This is a genomic window from Sphingomonas sp., assembly GCF_041661825.1.
Taxonomy (GTDB): domain Bacteria; phylum Pseudomonadota; class Alphaproteobacteria; order Sphingomonadales; family Sphingomonadaceae; genus Sphingomonas.
In genome coordinates this window covers 230,209-242,104 of sequence record NZ_JBAZTU010000002.1, presented here as the reverse complement: position 1 = coordinate 242,104, position 11,896 = coordinate 230,209, and the positions used below count along the sequence as shown (strand labels likewise).

Here is an 11,896-nt window from a genome sequence, read left to right as displayed (position 1 = left end):
AAACGGGTATTCGAAGGAGGCGATCAGTGAGGAACGGGATCGTCCCCGCCGCGGGCGGCACAGCGCTTTGGCTGAGTGAAGGTCAGCAATTGCGGGTGATAGACAGCGAAGGCGGGCAAACGGGTGATCTCGTCGCCTTCTCCGCCGATGGGAAAGAGCGTCTCTCGAATGGTCGGTCATTCGACTATGAGGGCACGATCTACCTCTCGACCGGAAACGTCCTTTGGTCGGACCTCAGCAACCCCATGCTCACGATCGTCGCGGACGATGTCGGCAAGCATGATTTTCTCTACGCCAGTTGCAGCGTCGAAATGTATCGGCGCGAATATCATGTCGTCGGCGACCATCCGAACTGCGTCGACAACCTGTGCATGGCGCTCGAGAGCATCGGCGTTGATCCCCGCCCGCTGCCACCCACGTTCAACTTTTTCATGAACGCCCGGGTCTCGGGCGACGGTGGTCTCACGATTCTGCCCCCGACGACATCCCCGGGGAAATCCGTGACATTCCGTGCGGAGATGGACCTTGCCATCGGCCTGTCTGCATGTCCGGGCGTCACCTGCAATGGTGGCGCAATGCCGCGGTCGCTGGCCTATGAGGTCTTCTAGGTTTGGGACTCGCTTGATTTCCATAGCGGCTGGCGCGTCCGGTGTCGGCTTCGTTCAAGCAGCGGTGATGGAATCAGGCCCTCCAATCGCCTGATTTACCGCCGGTCTTGGTCAGCAGGCGGACGCCGCCGATCGTCATGCCTTTGTCGATCGCCTTGGCCATGTCGTAGATCGTCAGCAGCGTGACCGAGACGGCAGTGAGCGCTTCCATCTCGACGCCCGTCTTGCCCTCGGTCGCGGCGGTGGCGGTGGCGGTCACGCCGGTTTCGTCCACGACCAGGTCGATGGCGACACGGGTGAGGGGCAGGGGATGGCAGAGCGGGATCAGCTCAGCGGTGCGCTTGGCGGCCATGATGCCCGCGACGCGAGCGACGGCCAGGACATCGCCTTTGAGCGCGGTGCCGTCGCGGATGGCGGCGGCGGCTTCGGGCGACATGTCGATGCGGCCGGTGGCCCTGGCTTCGCGGGCGGTGACGGGTTTGCCCGAGACGTCGACCATGTGCGCCGCGCCGGTGTCGTCGAGATGGGTTAGGTTGGTCATCTTCCGCCGATCATTCTGCACGCCCTGTTTCTCGACTACGCTCGAAACGAACGGAAGGAAAATCGGGTCTTTGCTCCCTGATTCACCCGCTTTGCCAAGTACACTGACCGTCACCCCGGACTTGTTCCGGGGTCCATGGCTCCGCACACGCACCGGCGGCAGCTCTTGCGGAGACATGGATGCCGGAACAAGTCCGGCATGACGGAGGGGAAGGGGGCGCGAAAATCTCGCGATCCGGCTACCCTACCAGGGCCCGCGTCGCCGCCTCGACATCATGCTGGCGCATCAGCGCCTCGCCGATCAGGAAGCAGTGCACGCCGTGTTCCGCCATCTGGTCGAGATCCGCGCGGATGGTGAGGCCGCTTTCCGCGACGAAGGTGCAGTCCGCCGGCGCCTTGCCGATCAGGCGATAGGTGTTGTCGAAATCGACGCTGAAATCGCGCAAATTGCGGTTGTTGACCCCGATCAGCCGCGACTTGAGCTTCAGCGCGCGCTCGAGCTCCTTCGCGTCGTGCACCTCGACCAGCACGTCCATGCCGCAGTCGATCGCACTTGCCTCGATCTCGGCAAGCAGCCCGTCGTCGAGCGCGGCCATGATCAGCAGGATCGCATCCGCCCCGATCGCGCGGGATTCGGGGACCTGCCACGGATCGACCATGAAATCCTTGCGCAGCACCGGCAGGCTGCAGGCGTCGCGCGCCGCGGTGAGATAGGCGTCAGCGCCCTGGAACCAGGGCTCGTCGGTCAGCACCGAGAGGCACGCCGCGCCGCCGGCCTCATAGGCGCGGGCATGGGCCGGGGGATCGAAATCGGCGCGGATCAGGCCTTTCGAAGGGCTCGCCTTCTTGATCTCGGCGATCAGCGCATGGCCGGTCTTCGCCTTTGCGTCGAGCGCGGCGCGGAAGCCGCGCGGCTTCGACTGGCGTTCGATGCAGGCGTCGATCTCCGACAGCGGCATGGTCGCCTTGCGCGCGGCGACTTCGGCGCGCTTGGTTTCGAGGATACGTTCGAGGATATCGGTCATGGGTAAGCGATCCAGCGATCGAGCAGGGCGTTGGCCGCGCCGGAATCGATCGCCTCTGCGGCGAGCGCCGCGCCTTCGACCAGGTCGGCGGCCTTGCCCGCGACCATCAGCGCGGCAGCCGAGTTGAGCAGGACGGCGTCGCGGTATCCGCCCTGCTCGCCGGCGAGCAGGCGGCGCAGCGCCGCGGCATTGTATTCCGGGTCGCCGCCGCGGATCGCCGCGATGGCGTGGCGGGGCAGGCCCGCATCCTCCGGGACGATGCGCGTCGGCATCGAGAGGCTGCCGACGCTGACCGTGATGGTCGGGCCGGCGCCGGAGACTTCGTCCAGGCCTTCCTCGCCCGACACGACCAACGCCGCCTCGGTGCCGAGCTGCTCCAGCGCCTGGGCATAGGGTGCGGCATAATCGGGGCGGGCGATGCCGATCAACTGGCGCGTGACGTGTGCCGGATTGGCGAGCGGCCCCATCAGGTTGAAGATGGTGCGGCGGCCGATATGGCGGCGGATCGGCGTGATGCGCTTCATCACCGGGTGATGGTTGGCCGCGAACAGGAAGGCGATGCCGATATCGCGCAGGCTCGCCTCGGCATTCAGGCCGGCGCGTTCCATGTTCAGGCCGAGCGCTTCGAGCGTGTCGGCGGCGCCGGCCTTGCTCGACGCGGCACGGTTGCCATGCTTGGCGACCGGCACGCCGCAGCCCGCGACGATGATTGAGACGGCGGTGGAGACGTTGAGCGTGTGGTGCCCGTCGCCGCCGGTGCCGCACACGTCGATCGCGCCGTGCGGCGCGTCGATCGGGATCAGGCGGGCGCGCAGCGCCTTGGCGGCCTCGGCGATCTCGATGCTGGTCTCGCCCCGGTCGCTGAGCGCGATGAGGAATTCGGCGATCGCCTCTTCCGAGGTCTTCGCGTCGAGGATGTCGGCAAACGCCTGCGCCGCGCTTTCGTGGGAAAGCGGCGTGGAGGGGTCGGGGAGCGGGGTGAAGACGGTCAAGCCAGCGCCTTCACGTCGATACCCGCAAGCCGCACGAAATTCGCCAGCAGCGCATGGCCATGTTCGGTCGCGATGCTCTCCGGGTGGAACTGCACCCCGTGGATCGGCAGGGTCGCGTGGCGGAAGCCCATCACCGATCCGTCGTCGGCGGTCGCGTTGACGATCAGGTCGGCGGGAATGTCCTCGACGATCAGCGAGTGATAGCGGGTCGCGGTGAAGGGCGAGGGCAGGCCTTCGAACAGGCCGGTGCCATCGTGCGAGACGGGCGAGGTCTTGCCGTGCATCAGCCCCCCGCGCACGACCTGGCCCCCGAAATGCTGGCCGATCGCCTGATGGCCGAGACACACGCCCAGCAGCGGCTTTTCCGCCTGCGCACACGCCGCGACGAGGTCGAGGCTGATGCCCGCCTCGTTCGGCGTGCAGGGACCGGGCGAGATCAGGAACCCTTGCGCGTTGCTCTCGATCGCCTCGCGCGCGGTGAGGGCGTCGTTGCGTACCACCTTCACTTCGGCGCCCAGCTCCATCAGATAATGGACCAGGTTCCAGGTGAAGCTGTCGTAATTGTCGATGACGAGGATCATGCGCGAGGGCGCTAACGCTTTTGCAGGGCAACCACAATCGGCCCGATCTTGGGGCGGCCGTGCTTTTGCTTGTCGCCGGGACGGGGCGCCTCCGAAATCGGGCTATCGCACCAAGGTATGCGTTACGAAGCATAGCGCTATGCCTTTATCGTACCTAGATTATGGCCAATTGCCGCTCCATTCAGGGTGGAGCAATCGCCAGTCGCGGACGTTGATACCGCCCAGGAGGTCGCCCTTATGTTTCGTACCATCGCCATTGCCGCCTTGTTCATGCTTCCCGGTGTGGCGAGCGCGCAGGACCAGCAGGCCGAATCCGGCAAGCCGCCCGAGCGCATTCGCAACGTGACGCTGACCGGCGCTGAATCATGTCCCAAGCCGGTCGATGGCGAAGTCGTGGTGTGCAGCACGCTCGAGGAGCCCTATCGCATCCCGAAGGCGCTGCGCGAGACCAAGAAGAGTGCGGCGACCAACAGCTGGGTCAATCGTGCCGCCACGCTCGACGAAGTCGGGCGCGAGGCGGGCGGCTTGCCCGATACCTGCTCGCCGGTCGGGTCGGGCGGCCAGACGGGTTGCGCGCTGAAGATGAACCAGCAATTCGCGGCCGAGCGGGCCGAGAAGAAGCGCCAGGAGAGCGTCGTTCCCTGATCCTTGTTTCCCTCCCTGAAAGGGAGGGGTGAGGAAGGGTTATTGCCCGAACCCCACTGACGAGGCCTGCGCCACCGCTTCGCGCGCCGCCGCGAGAAGCGCGCCCGCCTTGGCTTCGCATTCGCGCTGCTCGTACGCGGGGTCGCTGTCGGCGACGATGCCGGCGCCGGCCTGGACGTGCATGACGCCGTCCTTCACCACCGCGGTGCGCAACACGATGCAGCTGTCCATCGATCCGTCGGGCGAGAAATAACCGACCCCGCCGGCATAGGCGCCGCGCACTTCCTGCTCCAGCTCCGCGATCACGCCGCAGGCGCGCACTTTCGGCGCGCCGCTGACGGTGCCCGCCGGGAAGCCCGCGAACAGCGCATCGAGCGCGTCGTGATTCTTGTCGAGCCGCCCGACCACGTTCGACACGATGTGCATGACATGGCTGTAGAGTTCGGTGGTGTAGCTCGCCGTCACCTTGACTGAACCCGCCTCCGCGACACGGCCGACATCGTTGCGGCCGAGATCGAGCAGCATCAGATGCTCGGCGCGTTCCTTTGGGTCGGCGAGCAGGCTCTGGCGGTTGACCTCGTCCTCGGCCGCCGTCTTGCCGCGCGGCCGGGTGCCGGCGATCGGGCGGATGGTGACCTCGCCGTCGCGCACGCGCACCAGGATCTCGGGGCTCGACCCGGTCAGCGCGAAGCCGGGCAGGTCGAGATGGTAAAGGAAGGGCGACGGGTTGATCCGGCGCAGCGCACGATAGAGCTCGAACGCGGGCAGCGCGAAGGGCGCAGTAAAGCGCTGGGCGAGCACGACCTGGAAGATATCGCCCGCGACGATATAGTCCTTGGCGCGCGCGACCATCTCGGCATAGCGCCCCTCGGGCAGCACCGGCGTGAGCGCGATCTCGGCAAGGTCGACCGCGCGCACCGGCGCGGGGAGCGCGGCGGTGGCGAGGCGGGCTGCGACCGCGTCGATCCGGTCCTGCGCCTCGGCGACGATCGCGCCCGGCTGGCGCGACGCATCTGGCCAGACGGGCGCGACGAGGAACAGCGCGTCGGCCAGCCGGTCGAAGATCAGCACCACCGTCGGGCGCACGAACATCATGTCGGGCAGGCCAAGCGGATCGTTCGCCGGGCGATCGAGCTTTTCGACCAGCCCGACCGTCTCATAGCCGAAATAGCCGACCAGGCAGGCCAGCGCCGGGGGCAGCTCGGGCGGCACGTCCATGCGGCAGGTCGCGACCAGCGCGCGCAACGCCTCCAACGTCGGCGCCGCGCACGGCTCGAACGCTGCCTTGTCGGTCAGCCAGTGACGGTTGATCTCGGCACGCGCCCCTTCCGCGCGGAACACCAGGTCGGGGGCGAGGCCGATCAGGCTGTGCCGGCCGCGCGTCGCGCCGCCTTCGACCGATTCGAGCAGGAAATCGCCCCGGCCCGGCTCGATCAGCTTGAGCGCCGCCGCGACCGGGGTTTCGGTGTCGGCGATCTGGCGGCGCCAGACGAGCGCCGGCTTCCCCGCCGCGAGGGCGGAGATTGCGGCCCCAGTCATCGCGGAAGCCCCAGGATTAATTGGAGCCGCCCTGGCCGGTGAGCGCCGCGCGGACCACGCCGATCGCCTTGTCGTTCTTCTTCACGCCGACCGAACGGCGCACTGCCTCGGTGAGCTGCTGGATATATTCGCGGCCGATCGTCTGGCCGATCTGGGCGCGGGCGCGGTCGATCACGGGCTTCTGGCCCGCCGCGTTGCCGCGCTCGATATGGTTCAGATAGACGATGAGCCAGCCGCTCTTGTTGGGCGCCTCGATCATGCGCGCCTTCTTCTCGGTCATGCTGAACATCAGCGTGATCGCCGGCGGCACCTGGGCCCCGGCATTCTCGATCTGCCCGCGCGCGATGGGGGGGACCGGCTGCGGCCCGGGGATGCCCAGCTTGGTCTCGGCGATGGACTGGGCGAGCGGCATGCCCTTGTTAACGCGCGCGGTGACCTCGACAGCCGCCTGGCGCGCCAGGCGCTGCGCGCGGTCGATGACGAAGTCGCTGGCGATCTTCTCGCGGATCTGGGCGAGCTGGCGGGGTGCCGCGGGCACCACGCGGGCGAGCGACACCACCGAGAAGCTGCCGTCCTCGCCGGCCGGCACGAGCTGCGGATCGTCGCCCTGCTCGGCGGCGAAGGCGGCAATCAGCGCCTGGGCAAAGGCGGGATCGGGCTTGGACGCGGGATCGTCGGGGTTGAGGCCCGCCGCGGTAAGCGGGACGGAATTGGCGGCGGTGAGCTTCTGGTCGGCAATGATCTCGTCGAAGGTCGAGCCGTTGCCGATCGCATTGTCGATCGCGTCGCGCCTGGTCTGCATCAGGGCCACCGCCTTTTCGGCGCTGATCTGCGCGATCAGCTCGGGCCGGGCCTGTTCGAGCGACTTCGCTTCGACCTTCTCGATCCCGTCGACTCGCAGCACGGTGAAGCCGAGCGCGGTGCGGAATGGCCCAAGCACGGCGCCCTTCGCGGCGGCGAAAGCGGCATTGGCGATCTCGGGTGAATTGGCGGTGGTATAGGCGGGCTTCTCGGCGCCCTTCAGCGTGTTCGGCTCGAACCCGCCGGCGCGGGCGGCTTCCTCGAGCGAGCCGGTCTTCGCCTTGGCCACCAGCGCATTGGCCGCTGCCTGGCCCGGCACGACGACCTGCACGATGTCGCGCTTCTCGGTCGCCTGGAACTTCTTCTTTTGCAGCTCATAGCCCTTGGCGATCTCCGCCTCGGTCGGGATCGCGCTGGCCTTGATGGCGTCCATCGTCACCGTTGCGTAGCGCACGATGCGGCGCTCCGGCACGGTGTAGCGGGCGAGGTTGCGCTTGTAGAAGGCGGCGAGCTCCGCATCGGTGGGCGGCGCGCCCTTGCCCATGGCGGGTGTGGGAATGAAGGCGACCTGCCCGTCGCGCTTTTCCAGCAGCAGCGAGGCGAAGGGCGTGGCGACCTTGACCGAGACATAGCCTTCGGAGGCGGGCACGACCACGAACTGCGCCATCGTCTCGCTCAGCAGGTCGGAACGCACCTGCTTGTCCGTCAGGCGGTTGCGCGCAAGGAACTGCTCATAGGCCGACTGGCTGAAGTTGCCGTCGAACCCGCGTACGCCGGGCAGGCTGGCGATCCGGCCGTCGATCAGGCGCTTCGACGCGACCAGGCCCTGGCGCTGCGCGAATTCCTGGAACGCCAGGATATCGATGCTGCGGTTGAGCGTGGAATCCAGCCCGCCCTGGTTGACGAACTGGACCATGTCGATCGTGGGCTGCTCGCGGCGCAGGGCGTCCAGCTGGTTCTGGGCGCGTTCGCGCAGCGCGATCTCGCTGATCTCCATCTTGCCGACCTTCACGACCGAATCGCCCGACACGCGCCCGCTGCCGCCCAGGCCGGTGATGTCGCCCATGCCGAACATGAGTGCGATCACGGCAAGCACGCCGAGGGTGATGACGACACCCACCTTCGAATTGACGGCGCGGCGGATGAGACTGAGCATGGTCGAGAAGAGCCGATCTATGGGGGCTGACAGGAAACGAACTGCGACGCTTTACGGGGAGCGACCCGCTCCTTCAAGCTTGTGCGATTCTGAACGCGCGTTATCGGCTGCGCCAGCACATCGGGAGACGGGGCTTTGGCACGACGCAGGCTGATCGCAGGCAATTGGAAGATGAACGGCAGCCTGGCCGCGCTGGCCGAGCTGGACGGCATCGCCGCGGCCGCCGTGGCGGCGCCCGGCGTGGATGTCGCCATCGCCGTGCCGGCGACCCTGATCGCTGCCGCTGCCGCCCGCGTGCCGGGCTTCGCGATCGGCGCGCAGGACGTGCACCCGGCGGACAAGGGCGCCCATACCGGCTGCATCTCGGTCGCGCTGGTGAAGGAAGCGGGCGCGGTCTTCTCGATCGTCGGCCATAGCGAGCGCCGCGCGGACTGCCACGAGACCGACGCAGAAGTGAAGGCCAAGGCCGAGGCGCTGCACCGCGGCGGGCTGAGCGCGATCCTGTGTGTCGGCGAGACGCTGGCCGAGCGCGACGCCGGCCGGGCGGAGGAGGTGGTGACGGGCCAGCTCGCCGCCTCGCTGCCCGCGGGCGCGGCGGCCGGCTGGCTGTCGATCGCGTACGAGCCGGTCTGGGCGATCGGCACCGGGCGTACGCCGACGGTGGGCGACGTCGCCGCGATGCACGGCGCGATCCGGGCGCGGTTGCGCGCGCTGATCGGGGCCGAGGCGGAGGCGGTGCGGATATTGTACGGCGGGTCGGTGACGGGCGACAATGCGGCGGAGCTGCTGGGGGCGGGCGATGTCGACGGCGCGCTGGTTGGGGGCGCGAGCCTGACCGCGGCGAAGTTCGTGCCGATTATCGAGGCGGGCGCGGCGCTGAAGTAAAGGCGAAATATCCGTGTTGGAAGCTGCATGCACCCGGCAATAGTCGCTGATTTTCGCGACCCACCTGCGAGAGGGCCGAATCGCGACGGTACTTGCGGCCTGCGGCGGGATCGGAATATTCGATACTATAGATCGGCGTGAGCCGTGGCGCCGGGTACGAAAAGGTGCGGCAAGGAAATTTGGCGCGTTCTTGCCGAATTTCGCGACCCCTATCAGTATTAGTGTCGGCTTTACTTGCGAATAGGTGCGGTGAGATGCCTGTAGTGTCATCGCATATCCCTGGGGCGCCGTGAGCAGCCATCGGCATGGGCAGTCTATGCCGGCGCGGAGGCTGGTTGAATTGATCTGGTCCATGCCCAGACGAGGTGCGGCGTCAAACCTGTTCCAAACGGGCTCCAAGAGCGATCATTCCGGGTAAGTTACCAATTTTTTACGATATTTTTCGGCGGATTGCTCCGGATCGGTTGTAGATTCCATCGCGTTGCGTGCGACGATGCCGCATCTCCATCACATCCGTTCGTCGGATCGGCGCGCGGATTCGCGGAACGTTTCCTACGTTTTGCGCACCGGGGGAGTATTGCATGCGCGCGCGCTCGTTGTTGCTTGCCGGAGCGGCAGGCTCTGTCCTGCTTGCCGGACAATATCTCGCGGCACAGGAAACGACGACCTATCGCTACGACACGCTCGGTCGCCTGATCGGCAGCAACCGCACCGGCGGCCCGAGCAACGGCATCCAGATGGGGACCTGTTTCGATCCGGCCGGTAACCGCACGCGTTACGATATTGCGGGATCGGCACCGGCTTCCTGTCCGACCCCAACACCCACGCCCACGCCCACGCCGACCCCCACACCGACCCCGACCCCCACACCGACCCCGACCCCGACCCCCACGAACCATGCTCCGGTAGCGGTCAATGACAGCGTTCAGGTTTCGACCTGCTCCGAGGTATGGATCAACTTGTTGGCCAACGACAGCGATCCCGATGGCGACGCCATCAGCTTCGTGAGCTTCTCCAACTCCAGCTATTATGGCACGGCCTATGATACCGGCGGCGGGCTGATCGATTACTGGTCGAACAACCATACCGGCACCGACACGCTGACCTATACGATCCAGGATACGCACGGCGCGACCGCTACCGGTACCGCGTCGATCGCGATCTCGGGCAGCCCTAACTGCGAGTTTGGCAGGTCCGCCGGAAATCCGGGCGAAGGCCAATGATCGGCCGCGCCACCCCCATCGGAAAAGCAAAGGGCGATATACGCATGCGTCGACCGGCTCTGTCGAATGGCATCCTGGGCATCGGGCGCTTTGGCGCTCTCGCGGCTTTGGCAGGTCTATGGAGTTCCGCTGCCATAGCCGATGTCATCCCGCCCAAGGTGATGACGATGACGCCCACGGGCATCAGCATCTCCGACGCATCGTACAATTACAACGTCACCGATTTGTCGATCGGGACCCTGACCCTGGAGCGCTTCTATCATATGAGCCCGGGCACAGCGCTCGATCCCGACGCGATGTTCAATGGAATGCGCACCAGCAACAACTTCGATATATTCGTGACGCCCAATTATGTGCCGGCAACAGGCCTTCCCTTCAACATCCCGGCCCATTCCAGGCCGATCGTGCATATGGGCTCCGCGGCGAGCGGCGTTTACCGCCAGACCAATTTCACCACCACGCCGACGGTCATCCCGAACAGCGGCGAAGCGGAGAATGGCGTTCTGCAGTTCGTCAGCGCCAGCACGTACATTTACACCGATCAATCGGGCACGGTTTATACCTTCAATCCTGCGGTGCCGGTGGTGGGCGTCAATGCGGGCGTCTATTCGTCTCGTGCGCAGCGCATCGGAACCATCGCTTATCCTGATGGTCGCGTCCGGTCCTTCTCCTACAACGCGTCCGGACAGCTCAAGATGGTGGCTGACTCCACCGGGTACGCGATCGTCTTCGATTACGGATCGACATCCTCATCGGACATGAAGATCACCGCCGCCTGCGGTTTCGATCTTTCGCAGAATTACGTGACGGCAAGTTCAACCTGCTCGGGAGCAACGCTCAAGGTTGCTTACGGATATACCGGCAACCTGCTGACAAGCGTGGTCGATGTGACCGGGCAGACGACCAGCTATGCCTATTCGAGCGCGTATGTTTCCACCTATCTCTCCTGCATCACGCCGCCGGGCTATTCGACCTGCAAGGTCGCGAACAATTATCCCAACGGCCAGACGCTGGTCCAGACGCACGCCGATGGTTCCGTCTGGACCGTGTACTGGGGCAGTGTCTTTCAACAGGACGAAGACTTTATCCCATCGGACGGGGACAATCAGACCAACCTGGTCGACCCGGCGGGCAAGACCTCGACCTTCTACTTCACCGGCTCGACGCCCTATACGGCGACGGATGCGGTCGGGAATACGACATCCTACCGCTACACTGGCGCTATTCAGTATGACTCGATGGCCCCGGCAACCGCGGCGGGCAGCATATTGACCGAGGTCACGCTTCCCGAAGGCAATAAATATCTGGCCGAGAATTACGGCCCGTACACGACGATCAGCAAACAGACCTTTCAAGCGAAGCCGGGCAGCGGCCTGGCCGACACTGTGGTTCTCATCAGCTATTCCTGCCCGGGCGGCACGTTGACGCCGACTTGCACCAAGCCGATCACGAAGACTGACGCGAAAGGCAACGTCACCAATCTGGACTATTATGCCTGGGGCGGCATCAAGTCGGAGATGCAGCCGGCCCCGACCGCGGGCGCGGCGCGGCCGCTGAAGCTAAGCACGTACGTCCAGAAGTACCCGTACATCAAGAATTCGGGCGGGTCTTTGGTGGCCGGGCCGAACCAGCTCTGGGTGCCGGATACCGAGACACTCTGCCAGACGGTCGCGGGCAGCAACACGCCGACCTGTGACAGCGGCGCGCCGATCACCGTCACCACCTTTGAATATGGCGCGAACGGCACGGCGGACAATCTGCTGGTACGCGGCAAAGTGGTCACCTCGGGCGGCGTCAGCCTGCGTACCTGCTTCGGGTACGACGCGCAAAGCAACAAGATCTGGGAAACCAGTCCGCGGGGCACGACCTCGGCGGTCTGCTCGTGAGCGCGGCGGGGGAGA

Annotated in this window: 11 protein-coding genes; 5 read left to right on the top strand and 6 right to left on the bottom strand. The window is 66.0% G+C overall.

Features of this window, described 5'->3' with window-relative positions; translation table 11 throughout:
- The first annotated feature begins 26 nt into the window (after positions 1-26).
- Complete coding sequence (locus WC729_RS08230) at positions 27-608, top strand: DUF1989 domain-containing protein (protein ID WP_372851480.1); 582 nt, start codon at positions 27-29, stop codon at positions 606-608.
- A gap of 73 nt (positions 609-681) precedes the next feature.
- Here the strand turns inward: WC729_RS08230 and moaC are convergent, their stop codons facing one another.
- The 4 genes from moaC to WC729_RS08210 all read right to left on the bottom strand — a co-directional run bounded on the left by moaC (position 682) and on the right by WC729_RS08210 (position 3,746).
- Positions 682-1,149, bottom strand: a complete 468-nt coding sequence (gene moaC, locus WC729_RS08225) for a cyclic pyranopterin monophosphate synthase MoaC (RefSeq protein ID WP_372851478.1) — start codon at positions 1,147-1,149, stop codon at positions 682-684.
- A 238-nt stretch (positions 1,150-1,387) separates the two neighbouring features.
- Positions 1,388-2,173: an indole-3-glycerol phosphate synthase TrpC gene (gene trpC, locus WC729_RS08220; RefSeq protein WP_372851476.1), complete on the bottom strand. Its 786-nt coding sequence runs from the start codon at positions 2,171-2,173 to the stop codon at positions 1,388-1,390.
- Entirely contained in the window at positions 2,170-3,165 is a 996-nt protein-coding gene (gene trpD, locus WC729_RS08215) for an anthranilate phosphoribosyltransferase (RefSeq protein WP_372851474.1), read from the bottom strand. Before trpD ends, trpC begins: the two co-directional genes overlap by 4 nt.
- Positions 3,162-3,746, bottom strand: coding sequence for an aminodeoxychorismate/anthranilate synthase component II (locus WC729_RS08210; protein ID WP_372851472.1), 585 nt, complete (start codon positions 3,744-3,746; stop codon positions 3,162-3,164). The genes trpD and WC729_RS08210 overlap by 4 nt, the downstream gene beginning before the upstream one ends.
- 237 nt (positions 3,747-3,983) lie before the next feature.
- On the opposite strand from WC729_RS08210, the gene WC729_RS08205 reads away from it, so the two are divergent.
- On the top strand, positions 3,984-4,391 hold the full coding sequence (locus WC729_RS08205; protein WP_372851470.1) for a hypothetical protein: 408 nt from the start codon (positions 3,984-3,986) through the stop codon (positions 4,389-4,391).
- A gap of 39 nt (positions 4,392-4,430) precedes the next feature.
- Here the strand turns inward: WC729_RS08205 and trpE are convergent, their stop codons facing one another.
- Positions 4,431-5,930, bottom strand: a complete 1,500-nt coding sequence (trpE, locus tag WC729_RS08200) for an anthranilate synthase component I (protein WP_372851468.1) — start codon at positions 5,928-5,930, stop codon at positions 4,431-4,433.
- A gap of 16 nt (positions 5,931-5,946) precedes the next feature.
- Positions 5,947-7,887 carry a peptidyl-prolyl cis-trans isomerase gene (locus tag WC729_RS08195; RefSeq protein WP_372851466.1) on the bottom strand — a complete coding sequence of 647 codons (1,941 nt, stop codon included), beginning with the start codon at positions 7,885-7,887 and terminating at the stop codon, positions 5,947-5,949.
- Between the two features lie 135 nt (positions 7,888-8,022).
- Between WC729_RS08195 and tpiA the strand changes: the two genes are divergently transcribed.
- From tpiA to WC729_RS08180, 3 genes are all read left to right on the top strand, one after another.
- Positions 8,023-8,772 carry a triose-phosphate isomerase gene (gene tpiA, locus WC729_RS08190; protein WP_372851464.1) on the top strand — a complete coding sequence of 250 codons (750 nt, stop codon included), beginning with the start codon at positions 8,023-8,025 and terminating at the stop codon, positions 8,770-8,772.
- A gap of 581 nt (positions 8,773-9,353) precedes the next feature.
- Entirely contained in the window at positions 9,354-9,995 is a 642-nt protein-coding gene (locus WC729_RS08185) for an Ig-like domain-containing protein (protein WP_372851461.1), read from the top strand.
- Between the two features lie 44 nt (positions 9,996-10,039).
- Positions 10,040-11,881: a hypothetical protein gene (locus tag WC729_RS08180; protein WP_372851459.1), complete on the top strand. Its 1,842-nt coding sequence runs from the start codon at positions 10,040-10,042 to the stop codon at positions 11,879-11,881.
- Positions 11,882-11,896: the final 15 nt, after the last annotated feature.